The sequence below is a fragment of the Nostoc sphaeroides genome (assembly GCF_003443655.1).
GTDB classification, from domain to species: domain Bacteria; phylum Cyanobacteriota; class Cyanobacteriia; order Cyanobacteriales; family Nostocaceae; genus Nostoc; species Nostoc sphaeroides.
Genome location: NZ_CP031941.1, coordinates 3,594,143 through 3,616,200, shown reverse-complemented (window position 1 = coordinate 3,616,200; position 22,058 = coordinate 3,594,143). Strand labels below are relative to the sequence as shown.

21 protein-coding genes and 1 other RNA gene are annotated in these 22,058 nt (G+C 42.1%); 15 read left to right on the top strand and 7 right to left on the bottom strand.

Annotated elements, in window-relative coordinates; genetic code table 11:
- Nucleotides 1-109: 109 nt before the first annotated feature.
- Nucleotides 110-886 (bottom strand): 2-phosphosulfolactate phosphatase, encoded by a 777-nt coding sequence (locus D1367_RS15890; RefSeq protein WP_228674853.1) that lies wholly within the window; start codon nt 884-886, stop codon nt 110-112.
- Between the two features lie 123 nt (nt 887-1,009).
- On the opposite strand from D1367_RS15890, the gene D1367_RS15885 reads away from it, so the two are divergent.
- The gene (locus D1367_RS15885; protein ID WP_147337374.1) at nt 1,010-1,381 is read left to right on the top strand and encodes a hypothetical protein; all 372 of its coding nucleotides are present in this window, start codon (nt 1,010-1,012) and stop codon (nt 1,379-1,381) included.
- A 100-nt stretch (nt 1,382-1,481) separates the two neighbouring features.
- Here the strand turns inward: D1367_RS15885 and D1367_RS15875 are convergent, their stop codons facing one another.
- The 4 genes from D1367_RS15875 to D1367_RS15860 form a co-directional block, all read right to left on the bottom strand.
- Nucleotides 1,482-1,868 carry an Imm30 family immunity protein gene (locus D1367_RS15875; protein ID WP_118167301.1) on the bottom strand — a complete coding sequence of 129 codons (387 nt, stop codon included), beginning with the start codon at nt 1,866-1,868 and terminating at the stop codon, nt 1,482-1,484.
- A 288-nt stretch (nt 1,869-2,156) separates the two neighbouring features.
- A complete protein-coding gene (locus D1367_RS15870) occupies nt 2,157-3,368 on the bottom strand; it encodes a helix-hairpin-helix domain-containing protein (protein ID WP_228674854.1) in 1,212 nt (403 codons plus the stop codon).
- Nucleotides 3,369-3,374: 6 nt separating this feature from the next.
- Nucleotides 3,375-4,145, bottom strand: a complete 771-nt coding sequence (locus D1367_RS15865; protein ID WP_118167300.1) for a PP2C family serine/threonine-protein phosphatase — start codon at nt 4,143-4,145, stop codon at nt 3,375-3,377.
- Nucleotides 4,146-4,155: 10 nt separating this feature from the next.
- Complete coding sequence (locus D1367_RS15860; RefSeq protein ID WP_118167299.1) at nt 4,156-4,815, bottom strand: vWA domain-containing protein; 660 nt, start codon at nt 4,813-4,815, stop codon at nt 4,156-4,158.
- A 293-nt stretch (nt 4,816-5,108) separates the two neighbouring features.
- Here D1367_RS15860 and D1367_RS15855 point away from each other — a divergent pair, with 293 nt between their 5' ends.
- The 12 genes from D1367_RS15855 to ssrA all read left to right on the top strand — a co-directional run bounded on the left by D1367_RS15855 (nt 5,109) and on the right by ssrA (nt 15,093).
- Nucleotides 5,109-5,525, top strand: a complete 417-nt coding sequence (locus tag D1367_RS15855; RefSeq protein ID WP_118167298.1) for a XisH family protein — start codon at nt 5,109-5,111, stop codon at nt 5,523-5,525.
- Nucleotides 5,513-5,842, top strand: a complete 330-nt coding sequence (locus D1367_RS15850; protein WP_118167297.1) for a XisI protein — start codon at nt 5,513-5,515, stop codon at nt 5,840-5,842. The genes D1367_RS15855 and D1367_RS15850 overlap by 13 nt, the downstream gene beginning before the upstream one ends.
- A gap of 82 nt (nt 5,843-5,924) precedes the next feature.
- A complete protein-coding gene (locus D1367_RS15845) occupies nt 5,925-7,106 on the top strand; it encodes a class I SAM-dependent methyltransferase (RefSeq protein WP_118167296.1) in 1,182 nt (393 codons plus the stop codon).
- 529 nt (nt 7,107-7,635) lie between these two features.
- On the top strand, nt 7,636-8,076 hold the full coding sequence (locus tag D1367_RS15840) for an ATP synthase subunit I (RefSeq protein ID WP_118167295.1): 441 nt from the start codon (nt 7,636-7,638) through the stop codon (nt 8,074-8,076).
- Nucleotides 8,077-8,550: 474 nt separating this feature from the next.
- Nucleotides 8,551-9,312: a F0F1 ATP synthase subunit A gene (gene atpB / locus D1367_RS15835; RefSeq protein ID WP_181984851.1), complete on the top strand. Its 762-nt coding sequence runs from the start codon at nt 8,551-8,553 to the stop codon at nt 9,310-9,312.
- Nucleotides 9,313-9,461: 149 nt separating this feature from the next.
- Nucleotides 9,462-9,707, top strand: coding sequence for an ATP synthase F0 subunit C (gene atpE / locus D1367_RS15830; RefSeq protein ID WP_012411162.1), 246 nt, complete (start codon nt 9,462-9,464; stop codon nt 9,705-9,707).
- Nucleotides 9,708-9,889: 182 nt separating this feature from the next.
- Nucleotides 9,890-10,321, top strand: coding sequence for a F0F1 ATP synthase subunit B' (locus D1367_RS15825; protein ID WP_118167294.1), 432 nt, complete (start codon nt 9,890-9,892; stop codon nt 10,319-10,321).
- 193 nt (nt 10,322-10,514) lie between these two features.
- Complete coding sequence (locus tag D1367_RS15820; protein ID WP_118167293.1) at nt 10,515-11,087, top strand: F0F1 ATP synthase subunit B; 573 nt, start codon at nt 10,515-10,517, stop codon at nt 11,085-11,087.
- Nucleotides 11,084-11,638, top strand: a complete 555-nt coding sequence (atpH, locus tag D1367_RS15815; protein ID WP_012411165.1) for an ATP synthase F1 subunit delta — start codon at nt 11,084-11,086, stop codon at nt 11,636-11,638. Before D1367_RS15820 ends, atpH begins: the two co-directional genes overlap by 4 nt.
- Before the next feature lie 190 nt (nt 11,639-11,828).
- Nucleotides 11,829-13,349 (top strand): F0F1 ATP synthase subunit alpha, encoded by a 1,521-nt coding sequence (atpA, locus tag D1367_RS15810; protein WP_118167292.1) that lies wholly within the window; start codon nt 11,829-11,831, stop codon nt 13,347-13,349.
- 146 nt (nt 13,350-13,495) lie between these two features.
- Nucleotides 13,496-14,443 carry a F0F1 ATP synthase subunit gamma gene (locus D1367_RS15805; protein WP_118167291.1) on the top strand — a complete coding sequence of 316 codons (948 nt, stop codon included), beginning with the start codon at nt 13,496-13,498 and terminating at the stop codon, nt 14,441-14,443.
- A 260-nt stretch (nt 14,444-14,703) separates the two neighbouring features.
- Nucleotides 14,704-15,093: a transfer-messenger RNA gene (gene ssrA / locus D1367_RS15800) on the top strand.
- Nucleotides 15,094-15,547: 454 nt separating this feature from the next.
- Here ssrA and D1367_RS15795 read toward each other — a convergent pair.
- The gene (locus D1367_RS15795; RefSeq protein WP_118167290.1) at nt 15,548-16,003 is read right to left on the bottom strand and encodes a helix-turn-helix domain-containing protein; all 456 of its coding nucleotides are present in this window, start codon (nt 16,001-16,003) and stop codon (nt 15,548-15,550) included.
- Nucleotides 16,004-17,172: 1,169 nt separating this feature from the next.
- Between D1367_RS15795 and D1367_RS15790 the strand changes: the two genes are divergently transcribed.
- Nucleotides 17,173-18,891, top strand: coding sequence for a diflavin flavoprotein (locus D1367_RS15790; protein ID WP_118167289.1), 1,719 nt, complete (start codon nt 17,173-17,175; stop codon nt 18,889-18,891).
- A gap of 177 nt (nt 18,892-19,068) precedes the next feature.
- Nucleotides 19,069-20,781 carry a diflavin flavoprotein gene (locus tag D1367_RS15780; RefSeq protein ID WP_118167287.1) on the top strand — a complete coding sequence of 571 codons (1,713 nt, stop codon included), beginning with the start codon at nt 19,069-19,071 and terminating at the stop codon, nt 20,779-20,781.
- A 454-nt stretch (nt 20,782-21,235) separates the two neighbouring features.
- Here D1367_RS15780 and D1367_RS15775 read toward each other — a convergent pair whose 3' ends face one another.
- Nucleotides 21,236-22,039, bottom strand: a complete 804-nt coding sequence (locus tag D1367_RS15775; RefSeq protein WP_118167286.1) for a M15 family metallopeptidase — start codon at nt 22,037-22,039, stop codon at nt 21,236-21,238.
- Nucleotides 22,040-22,058 lie beyond the last annotated feature (19 nt).

The following is a 22,058-nucleotide window of genomic DNA, read 5'->3' as shown; positions in this document are numbered from 1 at the left end:
CAGTTTTGGGATATTTTTTATTGTGGGGTGGGCGTCTCGCCCGCCCATAGTCAAAGGCGGGCAAGATGCCCACCCCACGAGATTGGACAATTTATTTCTTGGAAGTCTCTTAAGCCTGTAGCCTGGAATTTACATAAGCATTATCAGTAAATAAAGGCACGCAATCACTAATGTTGTAGGCGGCGGACAGTTCAACATCTGATTCAAAACCTTTTTCTATTAACTCTTTACCAGAACTGCATTTTTTCAAGTACCCCAGTAAATCCTGCTGGAAAGCATGAAATGTTGTCACAGCAACTTCGGCTTCTGGTGATAGACTGCCATCTAAATAACTGAGAATTGCCCCAGCACCAATTAAATCTTCAAATGCAGGGCGGAGGCTATCATCTTCTTTCCACCTTTCACCGGCAGGAATGACAGCGATTTTATCACCATACTTTTGAGCAAACTGCGCTACAGCTTGGCAATTTCGCAAGCAACCAGCCAAAGTTGGTGTATTCCCTGTATGTAAAGTCAGAAAAGAACCATTAGGTGAAGGTAAAACTAGTCTAGTTCCAGCAGGAATCTGAGTTACCGATTTTGGGGAGAGAGAATATCCAGTTGTAGTCCAACGTTGTCTATGACTTGCTAACTCTGCTTGCACTGATTTGGCATAATCTATGGCTGATTCATCTTTATATGCGTAAGGAAAAATTATCGCGCCGTTGTTTGTGGCAATTTCCACGCAGGTAGAAAAAGAGAGAACGTCAACTATTACAATTACATCACTGATGGAAGCGAGTTGAGCAACTCCTTGTGGCCCCCATTCACAGCGTAAATTAAACTCTGATTGGTTGTAAATCATTGGTGCGATCGCTACAGTTCCAAAGATAATAGGGTAACGCACTAAATCCTGAAAAATATTGCTGTACTTTCCGCTAACGCACCTAAAAATACTTTGAGGAATAAATTCCTTACTACGCAATAATGTCAGCAGTTATAATTAAAATAACGATTAAATGGGAAAAATATGATGAATTTAACTATCCAAACTTATCCTAAAAATACAGCATCTAAGTTCAATTATGATGTCTTAATTGAAACCGAACCAGATGGCATAGTGAAAGCAACATTGTTAGGTTTACCAGACTATCAATGTTTTGGTGAGAATCAAGAAGAAGCTTTATATAATCTCATTAAGCTTTTTGAGGAACGAAACCCTAAAATATTTACTTTAGAAGAAACCTACCCTCCTAAAATTGAATCTCCTTTAATGGAAGCTGCGGAAATGTTCAACTCTGAGGGTAACGCTTGGGATGTACTAGAGGCATTAACAGGAACAGTTGAAGCACCAAGTGATTGGTCAAGTCAACATAATCACTATTTGTATGGAATGCCCTAAAAATAACGATGAAATAATAGAATGAATCAAGAAAGGTTGTTTTTAGATACAGTATTTATTCAGGCTGTACTGAACAAGAATGACCAATACCATCATCAAGCTAAAGCAGATGATAGATAAAATGAGGTGTGTTCAAATTAGCTGAGTGTAAAAATTTTTGATAAACTTGGCAAGCTGAATCATCATTTAAAATCCTGTCATGAATTATTCTTGTCCATTCAGGTGCATCGATCATTAATTGGGGTACAACTTTAATAAAAGCCGCAATTTGTTCTTCTATATCAAAAGATTCGAGAAAATGAATTAAACTGAACATCACTTCTGGCTGTTGACATTGATCGTCTAAAACAAGATGATATGCAGATAAATTTTGCTCATCAGGATTATCAGCTATTTCAGCTAAAGCATTTTCAAAGTCGGTAACTTGCTGTTGAGTATGCATCAAGCAATTTTCTCTTAAAATTGCCAACAGATTGTTTTGATTCATGGGTTTCAACCTACTTTATCAAAAATACCTTGCCAAATTATAGCAATCCTAAATTATTCGTGAAAAATTAGATCCCCTACTTCTTCGAGAAGTCGGGGATCTGGGCATCGCGCATTTTCACAACTTTCCCAGTATTCTTTGGCTGAATTTAAAATATCCAATGCTATTTATTACTATGTCGGTTCAGATTTAGTAAAAATATCAGCATAGTAATACAAATTTAAGGATTCTAGATGATGAACTAAACAATCACCTAACCAGAATCGGTCTGCAAAGCTCTGATAAGGATTATTTACCTTCAGCCCAACTTATGCAAAACAAAAGCAAAACAAAACCAAACCAAACAAGCATAGCAGACCAACCACCAACCAAACAAAAAAATAATCCAATCCCAACAACTATCTTAACCAAAAAGGTCATGGCAGAATTTGAAGTAGTTGTAGCTGTAGTTGCAGCTGTTGGTTGTTTTGGTCTAGCAAAGCCAGGAAATATATCAATACCAAGTTTTGTAGAACGATCGCACCAATAACACTTACCATAAGTTTGGCTGTAATAATGGCTGTCTACCTTTCCACAGATAGTTAACTCATTAACAGCAAGTCTGAGCGCCTTTACCCAATCCCCAGCAGTTGGGCGCAAGTTAGGATTTTTATAACCATCGTTAAAGCATCTGAGAAAACATCGCTGAACCTCTGGGTGAATAATCTCAAGAGGAATTGTCCTTTCTACAGGTTGCATCAAACTGTTTGGTGCATACAGCCATAAACCCTGACGGATACGATCATTAGCTTCTGGAGTGTCCCCCGTACCTGTCCACTTTCCCGCAAAAGGAGTTTGACCACCAAACAACAACTGATAGATAATGACTGCTAACCGGAAGCGATCGTGTACTTCCGTTTGATCAATGCTAGAAAAATCTTTATCAATCAGTTCCGGTGGTGTATAATCTGGTGAACCAACTGGACAACGATAAATCTTGCCATTTACCGGATTGCGAACCTGAAAGGAGTCAGTATCAATAATAGAAGGTAAGGCGCGATCGTTAACAAGGATATTTTGCTGCTTGATGTCACCCAAAACATAGCCAGAAATGTGAATAGCTTCAATAATTGAGGCGATATTCAGCGCTGTTGTGTGGAGAAAACGCCAATCAACATCAAGTTTCAAAGCCTTTCTTTTTTGGTAATTGTATACATTAATAAGTTCTTTTGCTTCTTTAATTTCCGGCATCAGAAAGCCGACACAATCACCTTGAGCATTTTTCAGCGACGATTTAGGCCAAGCAAAAGAAATATGATTTAGGTGGAAATTTGGCTCTGTGGGTGAGTACGCTATCATCACCGCTAACTTTTGTACCCGTTCAAGTGTAGGCGAATGGTAAATTTTTGCTAAGTAACCATTGTGATTAGTTCGCCAAACCTTACCTTCACCACTATTAGCTATCGGTTCACCCAAGAGAGTAATTGATTCACTAGTACTACCACAGATGAGAAGCGTCATGGAATTTTACTCTCTATCAAACAAGCACAAAAGTAAGGTTTTATCATCATCAGTGCGAGAATTTAGCCGTTCCGAGTTGAGAAATTCCATCAGATATTTATCTTCATCCTCTGAATTAACAGGTTCGTGCAAGTATTCCTCCAAAGGTTTAAAGAAAGGCGAGAAAGGTTGCCAGTCACTCAAGCGAATTGCTACTTTTTCTAATCCATCAGTGGAAGCAGAAATAAACTCTTGTTTTTCGGTAATGACCTTTACCTGCATTTCTTTTAGTGCATTTGTTGAGGTGATAAAAGTTGTTTCATTGATGAACTCACCTTTATCTGGCTGAAACAACAGTTGATATTCTGACTCTTGGGAACGCATTACAATAAATCCATCTCCGATTTGCATAGCTGCAATGCAGTCAGGATTTGCCACGAAAACCAACAACGTACAAGCTAAATCATTGACAGCATAATCTCCTTCATCTGCTTGCTTCTGTAATTCTGTAATAACTTTGTTCACAATCTCAGCAAATACTTTCTGAGCTTCTTCTTTGGATAGCGGTTGAGAATCTTGCTTCTGAGGAAATTCATTAATTTCAGAAAAGCATTTGAGTACCGTTTCTACCGCCAACTTAGCACCAACATCAGAATGTTTAGCACTACCAGCACCATCAGCAACAGCGCCTACAATCACATCATCAAAGATGCGATAATCCCCATAATCTTGACAACCTATCCCCTGTTTTTGATGACTCGTTCCAATCGCAGAACGTGCAACAGCTTTCCAATTCACAAAATTTCCTCTAACTGGTAATTTGACCCCATCCCATAGACGGTAAAGCTACAGCTTGCCCCACTTTGCCACTAGAAACCCGTTTCATCGAAGCAGAAAGCCAGACAAACATCTCACGAAAATCTAAGCCATCTAGCCTAACTGGTGGACGTTGAGGAGGGGAAATTTGTTTGAGAATATTCATATCAGCACCCTTTACACCAACCGCAAAAAATGACAGTCGGCTTTGTGCTTCTGCTTGTCTCAATCTTTGCGCGGCTGATTCCCAGGAGTCATTTGGCGCTCCGTCTGTAATCAAAAACACCCAAGGGCGATAATAGAGAATCCCGTTGTCTTTATAAGTTTGTTTCCGGTTCTCTAGAAAATCCAAAGCATACTCAATCGCCGCACCCATTGGGGTACGACCATCTACTTCCAATGTAGGCGGTGTAAATTGGTCAATCGTCACAAAGTCTTGCGTGAGTTTAACTATAGGGCCAAATGTAATTATTGCCACTTCCACACTCAGCGATGCTTGGGAATCTTTTAGTACATCTTGTTTGAAAGCAGCAAGTCCTCGATTTAACTCTTGGATTGGCTGACCTGACATAGAGCCAGAAGTATCGAGTAACAGAATTACAGGGCAACGATTTTCTGGATTTTCAACGAATTCTGGCATTCCTACAGCCATTTAATACTCCTAGCTAAGTAAATTTTTTACAAAATTACAATTAAGTTTATTAGATAATAAATACTTAAGCAGGAGTGTTTTTACTGAAACAACTTGCCTAACTAAAATATATGGGCTGATAGCGATGTCTACGACGGTCACTGAGCGCAGCCGAAGTGCGGGCTGCGCCTACGCAATTATTTGTCTACCTGAAGTGTCCAGCATTCGCTAAACTCAGAAATGCTGCAATATTGCTTCTGAAATGTCAGACTCCCAAACCGTTAGCGCTGCTGTTGCCAAACTCTACAATACCTATGCCTTCTAAAGATATATTTCATCAATCTGTTCGCACTGCTTTAGAAAAAGATGGTTGGATAATTACCCATGATCCACTCCATCTGAAAGTTGATGATATTGAATTTTTTGTGGATTTAGGAGCAGAAAGATTATTAGCAGCACAAAAACAAGGTCAAAAAATAGCTGTAGAAATTAAATCCTTTGTAGGTGCATCGGAAGTAACAGAATTTCATCTCGCTTTAGGTCAAACCCTGAATTATCGGCTAGCATTGAAAAAAGAAGAACCAGAACGCATTTTATATCTAGCTGTTAGCCAAGATACATACCAAGACTTTTTCTCACGTCAATTTATTCAAGATTCTTTAAAAGAATATCAAATTAAACTTTTAATATTTAATTCCTTAAATCAGGACATTGTTTTATGGAAGGAATAAATTACTCTCAAATTATTCAAGCAATTTTAAGTAACCATTCCGCAAATGATGTGGCTAATGGGACAGAGGTTCAATTGTTGTTTGACGCAGAACGCCATCATTATCAAGTCTTAAATATTGGCTGGAAAGAACAACGGAGAATTTATGGAGTCATTATTCATGTTGATATCAAAGACCAAAAAATTTGGATACAAAGAGATGGTACAGAAATTGGTATCGCTAATGAATTAATTGCTGCTGGTGTACCTAAAGAAGATATTGTATTAGGATTTTACGCTCCTTATAAACGCCAATTTACTGACTTTGCTGTTGGATAAATAGCAGGAAATAAGCAATAGTAATCTTTGCTCTAATTAGCCACTATCCGCTAAACTCAGTAATGCTGCGTTATTCCTCATCATGTCCGATTCCCAAACTGTTAGTGCTGCTGTTGCCAAACTCTACAATACTTACCCCTTTCCGCCAGAAGCTTTGTTGGATGAACCACCCCCAGGCTACAACTGGCGCTGGAATTGGCTAGCCGCTCATAACTTCTGCACAGGTCAAAAACCCCAAAGGCAAGATATTCGGATTTTAGATGCAGGTTGCGGTACTGGTGTAAGTACAGAGTACTTAGTTCACCTCAATCCTCAAGCTTCGGTTGTGGGAATTGATCTCAGTACTGGCGCTTTAGCTGTAGCAAAAGAACGTTGTCAGCGTTCAGGGGCTACCCGCGTTGAATTTCATCACCTCAGCTTGTTTGATGTGGAACAGTTACCGGGTGAGTTTGATTTAATCAACTGTGTTGGTGTTTTGCATCATACCTCCGATCCAATTCGCGGTATTCAAGCTTTGGCGAAAAAGTTAGCCCCAGGTGGCTTGATGCACATTTTTGTGTATGGAGAGTTAGGACGCTGGGAAATTCAACTCATGCAAAAAGCGATCGCACTTCTTCAAGGTGACAAAAAAGGCGACTACCGCGATGGTGTCCAAGTCGGACGACAAATATTTGCCTCTTTACCAGAAAATAACCGAATTGTCAAATACGATAAACAGCGTTGGTCATTAGAAAATCACAAAGATGAAAACTTTGCGGATATGTACGTACATCCCCAAGAAATTGACTACAACATTGACACGCTGTTTGAATTAATAGATGCTTCAGGATTGGAGTTTATTGGTTTCTCGAATCCGAGTTTCTGGGATTTGGAAAGACTTTTAGGCAAAGCACCAGAGTTAGTAGAACGGGCAAAAGATTTGAGCGATCGCCAGCTTTACCGCCTGATAGAATTACTAGATCCAGAAGTAACTCATTACGAGTTTTTCCTTGGTCGTCCTCCCTTAATTAAGTCCGACTGGTCAGACGATAACGCTTTACTGGCAGCGATTCCCCAACTTAATCCTTGTCTTGAAGGATTTCCCAGCCAATGTTTCTTTAATTACGACTACCAAATTGTTAATTTATCTGTACCAGAGTTTGAATTTATGCAAAAGTGTGATGCTAATTCAACAGTTGCGGAAATTTTGGCAGATGTGCAACTGGGATTAGATGGGGTAAGAACGCTGCTTCAGCAGCAGTTGATTTTATTGACACCTGTTTAATTTAGGCTAATCTTTGATACTGAAATTTCAAAAAGCAATTTATACTCGTTATGATGGGCGATCGCCCATCACTACTTTTGGCAAATTAATGTAAATTAGGAAAGTGCCTAAGAAATAGGGTATTGTACATCCCAAAAGTTGGAGCTTTCTGGAATTCAGCAGTGGTGCGATCTTTAATGACTTGCCGCTACTCTACGATTTCTGATTTGCGGTACGTTCATACGCTCCTCAAGCACCAGTTGATTTTATTGACACCAACTTACTTCAAACTTTGGAGGATAATTATTCACTCAAAAAACTGAAATTGGAAGAAATTTTGAATTTTCAGGCAACATTATATTGATGATTCACCCAAACACTCACTCACACGATCAGCCGCTCTCTCGCTTCTGTGAGCGCTATTTTACTGACTGCCTGATGTTGACAAGAAGTTAATTGTTTTTTCCTAAAGTATTGTTACCGGATCGTGATATGATTCATCTGACTGAATGTGCAGTCATCATATTTAACTGTACTGGTTTCAAGTCCCGTGAGCTTGTCAGACGAATCAATTGCGCCCACTCCGACAACGCAACAAGATGCTAAAACTGGTTCTGGAGACACAGAATCAGGTAACTCCATGCAAGAGTTCCATCAACTCTTCCAGCGATTGTTGGTAATCACGCTTGTCTTGACGGGGGTTATTTTTATCTCTGTGTGGATTTTTTATTCCTTAAACATTGCCCTAAATTATTTAATTGGGGCGTGTACAGGTGTGGTTTACTTAAAAATGTTGGCTAGAGACGTTGAGCAGCTCGGTAGTGAGAAAACCAGTCTGAGCAAAACTCGTTTTGCTCTGTTTATTGGAGTGATGATCGTGGCAACTCAATGGCGTGAGCTACAGATTCTGCCCATTTTTTTGGGATTTCTAACTTACAAAGCCACGCTCCTCGTATATATGGTGCAAATTGCGTTCATTCCTGATTCTTAACGAATCGCACTCCCCACCTTCAATGTAATCATAAGGTGGGGATTATGAGCGGCGGCTGAGGATTGCATCCGGTATTGTTTTTTTGCGTCAGCAAAACAAATATTGGATGTATGACGAAGCGCAAAGTGCGGTCTTCTCCCAAAGGGAGAGGCTAGCGCCAAGGGGTCTCCCCAAGAGGAGCAACTTTGCAAGACAGCGCCAAAATTTTCTGATAAGGTTTGGGCTATCTTGACCACCAATGCCGTAAGCGAAAACCAAGCTGGATAGGTAAGTGTCGCAAGAGAAAGATTTGGGTCTTGGGAACCAGGACTCCTGCCCTTGGAGGGAATGTCAGACTTTCTAGAACGACAAAGTTCTGGAGGCTGTTCCCGATGAATTGGGAAGCCCCGTCCGTCTTAGGTTGGGGTAGTTCACAAAGTCAGGCTCACAAAGACAATAATCCCATCCTCGCTCGTTGGGGAAAATGCTTGAAGAATGCAAATGCTTAGTGTCTTAAACGCCTTTAATTCTTTTCCCCTCGCCGCATTAGAAGTAGGTCATCATTTCTACTGGCAGTTGGGCAATCTTAAAATTCATGGGCAAGTTTTTCTCACCTCATGGTTTGTGATTAGTATTCTAGTAGTGGCTTCAATAGCTGCTACTCGCAACGCACAAAGAATTCCCAAGGGTATCCAGAATTTGATGGAATATGCCTTAGAATTTATTCGTGATTTGGCAAAAAACCAACTTGGTGAGAAAGAATACCGCCCTTGGGTGCCATTTATTGGCACACTGTTCTTGTTTATTTTCGTATCGAACTGGTCAGGCGCACTAATTCCCTGGAAGCTCATCAGGCTACCTTCGGGCGAATTGGCCGCTCCCACCAATGACATCAATACGACTGTCGCATTGGCACTGCTAACTTCCTTAGCGTACTTTTACGCGGGTTTTAGCAAGCGGGGTTTAGGCTACTTTAAGAAATATATAGAGCCAACACCCGTTTTGTTGCCGATCGCAATTCTAGAAGATTTCACCAAGCCCCTCTCCCTAAGCTTCCGGCTATTTGGTAATATTTTGGCGGATGAATTGGTAGTAGCGGTGCTGGTGCTGCTAGTTCCTCTATTTGTACCTCTGCCTGTAATGGCCTTGGGTTTATTTACCAGTGCCATTCAAGCCCTGGTTTTTGCCACCCTAGCCGGAGCATACATTCATGAGGCAATGGAGGGACATGGCGGAGATGAACATGAGGAGCATTAAACTTCTCAGTTGATAGCACAGTTCCCAGAGCATGTTCGCTCAAAACATCGCAAAGCGCGATCTTAAAGAACCCGGTGCAGCGTGAAAACCACGTTTCTAATCGTTAACGTACTTTTGTTAGTTTTGTAATCAAAGCAAGGAAAATCAACATGGATCCATTAGTTCAGGCTGCTTCAGTTCTCGCTGCTGCTTTAGCGATTGGTTTAGCTGCAATTGGCCCTGGTATTGGTCAAGGAAACGCTGCTGGACAAGCAGTAGAAGGTATTGCTCGTCAACCTGAAGCAGAAGGAAAAATTCGCGGTACTCTGCTATTAACCTTGGCATTCATGGAATCCTTGACTATCTATGGTCTAGTAATTGCCCTGGTATTACTGTTTGCTAATCCTTTCGGCTAATACCTGAAAATTTTTGCGAGTGTGGAGACGTGAATCATCACGCCTCTACAATCAAAAGGTTTTGGGTATCTCAATAGTTATAATGTTCAGTTGACCCTTGTTGGCTATGGGTCTCTAAAATATGAAAGGTTGGATGATGTTGCTAGCCATGAAAACTGCTACTCCAGCCAAAGAGGAGACAAATGTTTGATTTCGATGCTACCTTGCCCTTCATGGCATTGCAATTCCTGCTATTGGCAGCTTTGTTGAATGCAATTTTCTATAAGCCACTGACCAAGGTGCTAGACGATCGCGATAATTATATCCGAACGAATACCCTTGAGGCGAAAGAAAGCTTGGCTAAAGCCGAGCGCTTGGCTACCGAATATGAGCAACAACTCGCAGACGCTCGCAGACAATCGCAAGCTACCGTAGAAGCAGCTCAACTTGAAGCTAAGAAAATTACTGCCGAGAAAATCGCCGAGGCCCAAAAAGAAGCTCAGTCTCAAAGAGAACAAGCTTCTGTTGAAATAGAACAACAAAAGCAAGAAGCTTTTCGCACCTTAGAGCAACAAGTTGATGCTCTAAGTAGGCAGATTCTAGAAAAACTATTGGGGCCAACTCCAGTTAGATAAGCTAACTAGACTGGCTCTGTGAAAGCATACGCGCAACTGGGCCCTAGTCCAGAGCGCAAAATTTAAGTGTCAAATAAAGGCACTTTTTCCCTTCTGGGGAAAGATACTTAATTTCCTTACGGGGAAAAGATACTTAAATTTCCTTCCCTTGGGAAAAATACAACGTATTAGCAAGCGAGCAGCGCACTTGTAAATGGGTATCATGGGGACATTCTTATTACTTGCCGCAGAAGCGAACGCTGTTCACTCTGAATTAGCAGAAGGCGCAGGAGAAGGTGGTTTCGGTCTAAACCTAGACATTTTTGAAACCAATCTGATCAATCTAGCGATTCTGGTTGGCATATTATTCTACTTCGGACGTAAAGTTTTAAGCAATATCCTGAACGAGCGACAATCCAATATTGCCACCGCAATTCAGGAAGCAGAAGGGCGCTTAAAAGAGGCAAAGACTGCCCTTTCCCAAGCGCAAGAGCAGTTGAAGCAATCTCAAGCAGAAGCAGAACGCATCCGCCAATCTGCCGTAGAAAATGCCCAAAAAGCGAAAGAAGCCTTGTTGGCGAAGGCAGTGCAAGACGTAGAACGCTTGAAACAAACAGCAGCAGCAGATTTAAACACCGAAACTGATCGAGCGATCGCTCAACTACGGCAACGAGTTGCTACACTAGCATTGCAAAAAGTCGAATCACAACTCAAAGGCGGGATTGCCGACGATGCTCAACAAAGTTTAATAGACCGTAGCATCGCACAACTGGGAGGCAATGTATGACAAGTCAGGTAGCAGCAGCCGAAGTAGCCCAACCTTACGCACAGGCACTTTTGTCAATAGCGCAGTCGAAAAATTTGACAGAAGAATTCGGGGAAGATGCGCGGACTTTCCTGGGACTGCTCAGAGCAGACAAACAGCTACACAACTTCTTCAGCAACCCGTTTATTCAGGCTGAGAACAAAAAAGCTCTCATCAAACAAATACTTGGTGAAGGCTCTAACCCCTACTTACGCAACTTTTTGTTGATATTAGTAGACAAACGCCGCATTGCATTCTTGGAATCTATTTTTCAACAATATCTGGCGCTGTTGCGGCAGCTGAATCAAACCGTGTTAGCGGAAGTAATTTCAGCAGTTCCCCTCACAGAAGCTCAACAGCAGGCAATTATCCAAAAGGTCATTGCCATCAGTAATGCTCGCCAGGTAGAACTAGAAACCAAGGTAGACAGTGAGTTAATTGGTGGTGTGATCATTAAAGTAGGTTCGCAGGTAATTGATGCCAGTATCCGGGGTCAGCTGCGTCGCCTTTCATTGCGCTTAACTAATAGCTAGAAAGTTAGGAGTTAGAAGTTAGGAGTTAGGAGTTAGAAGTTAGGAGTTAAGAGTTAAGTAAACAATAATTTATTTTGACTTTTAACTTTTAACCTTTGCTTTTTTAACTCATCGCTCTTAACTCATCACTCTTAACTCATCACTCCTAACTATTGAATTTTTCCGTCTCGAAAGCAAACAAGATAGACACATGAGCATATCAATTAGACCTGACGAAATTAGCAGCATTATCCAACAACAAATCGAGCAATACGATCAAGAGGTCAAAGTTGCTAACGTTGGTACCGTCCTCCAAGTAGGTGACGGTATTGCCCGGATTTATGGTCTGGAAAAGGCGATGTCTGGGGAACTTTTGGAATTTGAAGATGGCACAATTGGCATCGCCCAGAACTTAGAAGAAGACAACGTGGGCGCGGTGCTGATGGGTGAAGGGTTGGAAATTCAAGAAGGTAGTTCTGTAACCGCCACTGGTAGAATTGCCCAAGTACCCGTAGGAGAAGCCTTAGTTGGACGAGTTGTAGACGCTTTGGGTCGTCCCATTGATGGTAAGGGAGACATCAAGACTTCAGATAGCCGTTTGATTGAATCTCCAGCACCAGGTATCATTGCTCGTCGGTCTGTACACGAACCCATGCAAACGGGTATCACAGCTATTGACTCAATGATTCCCATCGGTCGTGGTCAACGGGAATTGATCATTGGCGATCGCCAAACAGGTAAAACTGCGATCGCGATCGACACAATCATCAACCAAAAAGAAGAAGATGTAATTTGTGTATACGTTGCGATCGGTCAAAAGGCTTCCACCGTAGCTAACGTGGTGCAGACATTGCAAGAAAAAGGCGCGATGGATTACACCATCGTCGTCGCAGCTAGTGCCAGTGAACCAGCAACACTACAATACCTAGCTCCTTACACAGGCGCAACTATTGCTGAGTACTTTATGTACAAAGGCAAAGCTACCCTGGTAATTTATGATGATCTCTCCAAGCAAGCCCAAGCTTATCGCCAAATGTCACTACTGCTGCGTCGTCCACCCGGACGCGAAGCTTACCCTGGAGATGTATTCTACATTCACTCCCGCTTGCTAGAAAGAGCCGCCAAGCTGAGTGATGAATTAGGTAAAGGCAGTATGACCGCCCTACCAATTATCGAAACCCAAGCTGGTGACGTATCAGCATACATCCCCACCAACGTAATTTCTATTACCGATGGTCAGATATTCCTATCTTCTGACTTGTTCAACGCTGGTATCCGTCCGGCTGTAAACCCCGGTATTTCAGTATCCCGCGTGGGTTCTGCCGCTCAAACCAAGGCAATGAAAAAAGTTGCCGGTAAGATTAAATTGGAACTAGCCCAATTTGACGATCTGCAAGCCTTCGCTCAATTTGCTTCTGACTTAGATAAAGCCACTCAAGACCAGTTGGCACGGGGTCAACGGTTACGCGAACTTCTCAAGCAGCCACAAAATTCGCCACTCTCGGTATACGAGCAAGTAGCAATTCTTTACGCTGGTATTAATGGTTATTTAGATGATGTGCCCGTAGATAAAGTCACCACCTTTACCCAAGGTCTGCGGGAGTACTTAAAGACTGGTAAAACCCAGTATGCCGAAGGAGTAAGAGCCTCCAAAGCACTAGGTGATGCAGAAGAAGCTGCCTTGAAGGAAGCACTTACCGAATACAAGAAAACCTTCAAAGCAGCAGCGTAATTAAAGTCAGGAGTGAAGAGTTAAGAGTTAAAAGTTAATGAAATACTCCTAGCTCTTGTACAGACGCGATTAATCGCGTCTCTGCTCCTAACTCCTGTACAGACGCGATTAATCGCGTCTCTGCTCCTAACTCCTAACTCAAGAATATGGCCAATCTAAAAGCAATACGCGATCGCATTCAGTCGGTCAAAAACACCAAAAAAATCACAGAAGCCATGCGTCTTGTAGCTGCGGCTAGAGTACGCCGGGCGCAAGAACAAGTGCTAGCGACTCGCCCCTTTGCCGATCGCTTGGCACAAGTATTGTATGGTTTACAAAGCCGTTTGCGCTTTGAAGAAGCAAACCTACCACTTTTGAAAAAAAGAGAAGTTAAGTCAGTTGGGCTATTGGTAATTTCAGGCGATCGCGGTCTATGCGGCGGCTACAATAATAACGTTATCCGTCGTGCAGAAAACCGCGCCAAAGAAATCCAGGCAGAAGGTTTAAACTATCAATTTGTGTTAGTCGGACGCAAAGCTACCCAGTACTTTCAACGCCGCAATCAGCCCATTGATGCTACCTATAGCGGCTTAGAGCAAATTCCCACCGCAGCAGAAGCTAATCAGATTGCCGACCAACTACTTTCCTTGTTCCTTTCCGAAGAAGTAGACCGCATTGAATTAATCTACACCAGATTCCTTTCCTTGGTTAGCTCCCGCCCTGTGATCCAAACCTTACTGCCCCTCGATCCGCAAGGACTAGAAGCAGGCGATGACGAAATCTTCCGCTTGACAACCCGTGGCGGTAAATTTGAAGTCGAACGGGAAAAAGTGGCTAGCCAAGTCCGCGCGTTGGCTCCTGACATGATTTTCGAGCAAGATCCAGTGCAGATTCTCGATTCTTTGTTGCCCCTGTATCTGAGTAACCAGCTATTGCGAGCGCTGCAAGAATCGGCGGCTAGTGAACTCGCAGCCCGGATGACAGCCATGAGTAATGCTAGTGAAAATGCCGGTGAATTGATTAATACTCTCACCCTGTCTTACAACAAAGCCCGACAAGCTGCAATTACCCAAGAACTCCTAGAAGTTGTTGGTGGTGCTGAAGCACTAACTTAGGGTATAGCTAATTATTTATTTGTAGTGCGTTGTAATATATAGTCAATTGCTAATTATTTTAAGATTAGCAATTGGCTATTTTTAGTATTTGAGACTTTTATCTATACGACATTACCTTATGCGCCAACTATACTGATGGTCTAGAGCCAAGTTCATATAAAGATACCCTGTGTTTCTCAGCAGTACTGGCATAAACCAAAAATTATTGTCAGCAACACATTTCCAAAATTGCGTATTATAATTAGGTATATGAAGCGCATGGGTCCGTCACGGTTTCGACAGGTTGGCGAACGCTGCTCTGTGATTCAGGTCGAGAGTGAGTCTCCTCTCGGAAATCAAAGGCTCGAAAAAAAAGTAAATGCGAATAACATCGTTAAATTTGCTCGTCGGGAAGCTCTAGTAGCTGCCTAAATACCTCTTTCAGGTTCGAGCGTCTTTAGTTTGACTCCGTTAAGGACTGAAGACCAAACCCCAACGGATGCTCTAGTAAGCGTTCTCTGGTTGGCTTGCTAGCTAAGATTAAATCAGAGCATCCTACGTTCGGGATAATGAACGATTCCCGCCTTGAGGGTCAGAAAGGCTAAACCTGTGAATGAGCGGGGGGTCAATACCCAATTTGGACAGCAGTTCGACTCTGCTCGGATCCACTAATAATAACTAACAAATCCACCTAAACATTAAAGTTTTGGTGGATTTTGTTTTATAAGAAGAATTTAGAAGTCAGAATTCAGAATCCAGTATGTATTCTGTACGACTTCCTAGCGCGGCCTCTTCTCTTTTTAGGTTGCGCCACCGAATCCACGTCCCTTGCGCGTCTGGTAGAAGAGCGTCTAAATAATATTAGTTTAAAACCCTACTTCCTCCCCCTAAGCGCTTTCGCCCCTAGTGGGCGAAACTAGCATTAAAATTTTTCTTTATTTAGGACTTACGCAAAAAGGCAGTGAAAGCCTTGATTTCCCGTAGGGGCAATACCCTGCGGGAAGCCGCTTTGCGTCTACATGAATTGCCCCTACATTTCCTACTTTATGCTTAAGTCCCTCTCCAATGGGCGAGAGGGACAGATTTGAATGAAAGTTAGACAGGGAGAGGTTTATTGAACTCAGGTTAATTATTCTGTTCTTGAGGTTGTTTGCGTGCGCTTCCAAACCTCCTTCCTCTTTTTTTAAGTACCCGTCGTAATCTATCTGCGCTCAAGTTGACTTGGCGCTCAGATGCAAGTTTATTTGCTAATTGTTTAGAGTTATAAGTCTGTGACTCTTGAGCTAAACAATTTTCTAGATAAGCTAAGTCTGATTCCGAATATCGGGGTTTTCCTCCTCGGCCTGGAGCATCCCACAAACCTGCTAAACCCATCTTTTCCCAGCGATGAAGGGTTTGACGTACTGTTGAAATCGCCCAGTTCAAGCCTTTAGCAATTTGCTCATTTTTTAAGCCACGAGTATTCAGCAGTAAAACTTGAGCGCGATCCTTAGTACGTTGAGGAACATCTTTAGCTTTTCTTAACTCTTCTAAAGTCAGCTTTTGTTCGTCAGTTAGAAAGACTTTTAATCGGCATCCCATAAACAATAACCTTTTACACAGTCAATTTTTGCAATTTTTTTATGTCTATTCACGCCTTTATACTTAATTACTTAGGTATTTAATAGCACTCTATAAAGCTGAATTACAAGCATTAAGGATGTCGGCGTTTAAAAGGCTGCTACGTGAGAAGTATTGGCTTGAGAACACTATCAAAGTTTGCAATTTATCATCAAGAATGGATTTTTATAAAAAGTTAGGTACATCATAAATGACACTATTAACCTGCATAGGTAAATTTATTAGATAGCTAAAAGCTGTAGCTTTCAGTTATGACAATAGGAATTTATTGGTGTTGTCCTGATTAATGTTTAAAGTCCATGATAAAGGACTGTATCATTAAATTTATTAGATCATTCGTATGGCTAGAGAGATTTATCGAAACTTTAAAAATGATTTTTACGGTGGTTTACACTTGAATGCCCAGGAAAAGGTATACAGGCCTAGTTCCTTTTTCTTTTACTCGTATCTGGAAATTTGCCTTGGTTATCTCCATAAAAATATTTGTTTTCTCCTCTTTACATAAAGTTTATATTTCCCATAAAGATATTTTATTTGAGAAAAAAATCTATTCGCTATCCATTAGTAAAAACAGTGCTAACAGATTATTCTATGCAGGATGCAAACAGAATTTATCTTACTTTTCCTACCTTTCCTACTTTTCCTACATTTCCTACTTTTCCTACTTAATAATAGAGGACTTGAAAAAAAGTAACTTTTGATGATCGACATCTAAATTTATTCTCTTAACACCTCGATTTTGTGACATATCAATATTTTATACCACAATTAAAAAATATATGTGTGAAACCTGTTAGTTCCTTGGTATACATACGTTATCTTAAAAAAAAGGTTACAAGAAAACTTCTGAGTATGTTCTTATAATTTTTAATATAATAAACACGTAATCAAGACGAATCTTTTTAAATTAGGATAAAATTAAATAAGTAGCAAAATCAAATACTCAGTAAAATTGGAAGAATAAAATAATAATTAGTAGATTTTTTGAGTCATATTTTTTGCTAAAAAAAAGCAATAATTGATACAAGTTAAAAATTTCAAAAACTGATATTTATTACAACTTAAACAAAAAATAATAGGGACAATGGGAGCAGAAGAAAAACCTGTTAATTTGCGCTCGGAGACGGATAATGGTAGCGATCGCAGAGAACGTTCAACATCGGCTAACTATACAAACTGTAGAAATTGCCCCTAACACAACAGCGATTCGCTCTCTTGATTGGGATCGCGATCGCTTCGATATCGAATTCGGACTGCAAAACGGCACAACCTACAATTCATATCTAATTAGGGGTGAACAAACAGTTTTGATCGATACTTCTCACCAGAAGTTTCGCGATCTGTATTTAGAGACTCTAAAAGGTCTTGTTAACCCCAAAACAATTGATTACATAATTGTCAGCCACACAGAGCCAGACCATAGCGGCTTGGTGGAAGATGTTCTTCAGTTAGCTCCTAGAGCTACCGTTTTAGCCTCAAAAGTTGCGCTTCAGTTTTTAGAAGGTTTGGTACACGATCCATTTTCTAAGCGAGTCGTTAAAACCGGCGATCGCATAGATATCGGCAAAGGACACGAAATGGAATTCGTGAGTGCGCCTAACCTGCACTGGCCGGATACAATCTTTAGCTTTGACCGCAAAACCCAAATTCTGTACACCTGTGATGCTTTTGGGATGCATTTTTGTGACGATCGCACCTTCGACGAAGATTTAGAAGCGATCGAAGCTGACTTTAGATTTTACTACGACTGCTTGATGGGCCCTAACGCTCGTTCGCTGCTGAATGCGATGAAGCGGATGGGTGATCTCGGAAAGATTAATATTATCGCCAACGGTCACGGGCCACTATTATACCACCATTTAGATGTTCTAACCGGGTGCTACGAAAATTGGAGCCAAAAGCAAGCTAAAGCAGAAACAACCGTTGGCTTGTTTTTTGTCTCAGATTACGGGTATGGCGAACGCCTTGGTCACGCAATTGCCGAAGGGATACTGAAAACTGGCATTGGCGTAGAAGTACTGGATCTGAGTACTGCTGAGAGCCAAGAAATTCAAGAACTGGCTGGTAGAGCAGCTGGCATCATTATTGGTATGCCCCCGACTACTTCCGCCGCCGCCCAAGCTAGTATCAGTTCGGTGCTAGCTGTTGCCAAGAACAAGCAATTTCTTGGGCTGTTTGAATGTTACGGTGGGGATGATGAACCCATTGATACACTCCGCAGACAATTTCTTGACTCTGGCATCAAAGAAGCCTTCCCACCCATTCGGATTAAAGAGGCTCCCAGCGCATCAACATTCCAGTTGTGTGAAGAAGCGGGTAAAGACATCGGACAATTGCTAGTGCGCGATCGCAACATCAAGCAAATAAAGTCTCTCGATGTCAACATGGAAAAGGCATTGGGTCGGATTAGCAGTGGACTATATATAGTCACTACTAAAAAAGATGATGTCTCAAGTGCAATGCTGGCATCCTGGGTAACTCAAGCGAGTTTGCAACCCTTGGGATTGACAATTGCCGTTGCTAAAGACCGCGCCATTGATTCCTTAATGCAAATAGGCGATCGCTTCGTCCTCAACGTTTTGGAAGAAGGCAATTATCAAGAACTCAAGAAACACTTCCTCAAACGCTTGCATCCTGGTGCTGACCGCTTTGCTGGGGTAAAAACTCAAACCGCGAAAAACGGTTCCCCAATTCTAACTGATGCTCTGGCATACATGGAATGTGAAATACAGAGCAGCATGGAATGCAGCGACCACTGGATTTTATACTGCACCGTCCAAGAAGGTCGTGTCTCCAAAAACGATGGATTGACAGCCGTTCGCCATCGCAAAGTAGGTAATTACTACTAAGAAAGAGGGAGTGGGGAGTAGGGAGTAGGGAGTAGGGAATAAAGAAGCGGAGGAGCTTATAAGCAAAGAAGAAATTGTACAAGTCTTTGCCCCATTCCCCATTCCCCATTTCCCATTCCCCATTTCCCATTCCCCACTCCCTACTCCCCACTTTCCACTCCCTATTCACCAACAGCTATGACCAATTCCAAGCCACGCGACGTCCAAGTTTTACCAATTGCTACAAATACTAAGGCGATTAAAGCACGTAGTTGGTCACGTCTGCGGTTTGAAATTGAATACGCACTTGAAAGAGGTACTACCTCCAATTGCTATTTAATTGAAGCTGATAAAACCGCACTTATTGATCCACCGCCAGAAAGCTTTACCGAAATTTATTTAGACGCATTGCGGCAGACTTTAGATTTGCAACATTTGGATTATATAATCCTGGGTCATTTTAGTCCCAATCGAGTTGCAACCCTCAAAGCAATTTTAGAACTGGCACCACAGGTAACTTTTGTCTGTTCTCTTCCTGGTGCGAACAATTTGCGTGCTGCTTTCTTAGAGCAAGATTTAAATGTCTTGGTGATGCGGGGGAAAGAAACTCTGGATTTAGGCAAGGGTCATGTTTTAAAATTCTTACCCACTCCCAGTCCACGTTGGCCGGAAGGACTTTGTACCTACGATCAGCAAACCCAAATTCTCTACACAGATAAGTTATTTGCAACTCATCTCTGTGGTGATGAACTGTTTGATGATAACTGGGAAGCGCTTAAAGAAGACCAGCGTTATTACTTTAACTGCCTGATGGCTCCCCAAATTGCTCATGTGCAAGCAGCTTTAGAGAAAATATCAGATTTGCAGGTGAGAATGTATGCTGTGGGTCACGGGCCCTTAGTACGCACCAGCTTAATCGAACTCACTAAAGCTTATGCAGAGTGGAGTCGTTCTCACAACGATCGCGAGATTTCTGTTGCCTTACTTTATGCTTCAGCTTACGGGAATACAGCGACTTTAGCACAAGCGATCGCTCTGGGACTAACTAAAGGTGGAGTTGCAGTTAAATCGATTAACTGCGAATTTGCTACCCCTGATGAAATTCGCATCAACCTAGCACAGTCAGAGGGTTTTATCATCGGTTCTCCTACCATCGGTGGTCATGCGCCAACTCCCATTCACACTGCTTTAGGGATTGTGCTATCAAGCGGTGACAACAGTAAACTCGCTGGGGTTTTTGGTTCCTACGGCTGGAGTGGCGAAGCCTTTGACTTAATTGAAGGTAAACTTCGAGATGCTGGATATCGCTTTGGCTTTGACACCCTGAAGGTGAAGTTTAAACCTGATGATGTCACTCTCAAGTTTTGTGAAGAACTAGGTACAGACTTTGCCCAAGCATTGAAAAAGGCTAAAAAGGTACGCGTACCACAACAAGCTGCTACTCCAGTAGAACAGGCCGTTGGTCGGATCGTTGGTTCCGTCTGCGTGCTGACAGCAAAACAAGGAGAAGTGTCTACAGCAATGTTAGGCGCTTGGGTTTCTCAAGCCACCTTCAACCCACCCGGAATAAGTGTGGCGATCGCCAAAGACCGAGCGATCGAATCTTTGATGTATCCCGGCGGTAAGTTTGCCTTAAATATTCTACCTGAAGGCAATCACCAAGACTACATGAAGCATTTCCGTAAATCTTTTGCGCCTGGGGAAGACCGATTTGCCAACTTTAGTACAGCAGTTGCAGATAACGGTTGTACTGTCCTCACCGACGCACTAGCATATTTAGAATGCTCAGTCAACCAACGTCTGGAATGTGGCGACCATTGGGTTGTGTATGCAACTGTGGATGAAGGTAAATTACTCAAGCCTGATGCTGTGACTGCCATTAACCATCGCAAAACCGGCACTCATTATTAAATAGTGAGAAATTTAACTTCACGAAACCGCTTTAGCTGAAATATAGGCAAGGCAAAGCGTTTTATGACAAAAATTCTCTTTTTTAAGTAGTCGGACAAAAATATTTACAGTCATTGCGAGCGTTCGCGCAGCGTCTCGTAGAGAAGCGAAGCAATCCCAGCCCTTGCGATTGCTTCATTCCGCTTCGCTCCATTCGCAATGACATTGTGTAATTAATTCTGTCTGACTACTTATTATTGTGGGATGGACAAGATGTCCATCTCATTTTTTTGTCAAGATGCAGAGTTCGCCGAAGAGAATTTTAGCTATTGACTAAGTGCCAATACGCTTGGGTTAAGGCTAAAAAATAAAACTGGTGTGTTCAATTTTCATGATGCCAAGCAATTCTGGGGATTGGAAGATTTTATGAACCTGGGTCAAACTGCCGTGACTAATGCTGCTAATCTTTCTTTTTTTATTGAGGCACTTTAGCGGGTTTCAAATTTCTGGCTTTGTAGAACATTTCTAAACTACTGCGATCGCCTACAAAACGCCAGTGCCACGGCTCATAACTCACACCTTGAACATTATCTTTAGGAAATGACATTTCAAAGCCAAAACGCGCTGCATTAGCTTGCAGCCACCGATAAGCTTTGGTATTGTCAAAGTTAGTTTGGAGATTAGTTGCTGGTACCGATCCGTCTCCAATATCTACAGCATAACCTGTGTGATGTTCGCTATGACCAGGAGGAGCGCTGAGGGCGGCTCGTTGTGCTGGCGTTTGATTTCGTTGGGCACCGACAGCAAAAAACAATTGCTCTTGGTCTTTGACTGAGCGAAAGCCAGAAATTGGCACTAATATTACACCTGAACTCCGTGCTGCTGCTACCATCTCCCCAAACTTTTGGGCAGCAGCTTTTCGCATTCTGAAGCCCCTATTTGCGGAGATGGTTATTAGTTCTGACTCACGGGCTTCTGGGTATGGAAAATGCCCTAACACAGTATCGCTAGAATTATTAGATGCTGCTGGACTCGCAGGAGCAGAAGTAGCTGGTAAAGGTTGAGAATCGGCGGTTTTTTTGGGTGTAGTGACGAAAAATAAAAAACCGCTAATTAAACCCAGCAAGACAAATCCTGCAACTCCCCCAATCAGCAAAATTCGGGGTTGCAACCAAAATTTAGTCGCTGCAACAGGGGTATCGCGTACAGCCACTGGAATATCATCACCAATGTCATTCGATGAGTTTTGCGGTTTTCCAGAAAACCCTGCCTTATTCAAGGGTAAACTCCTGTTTTTG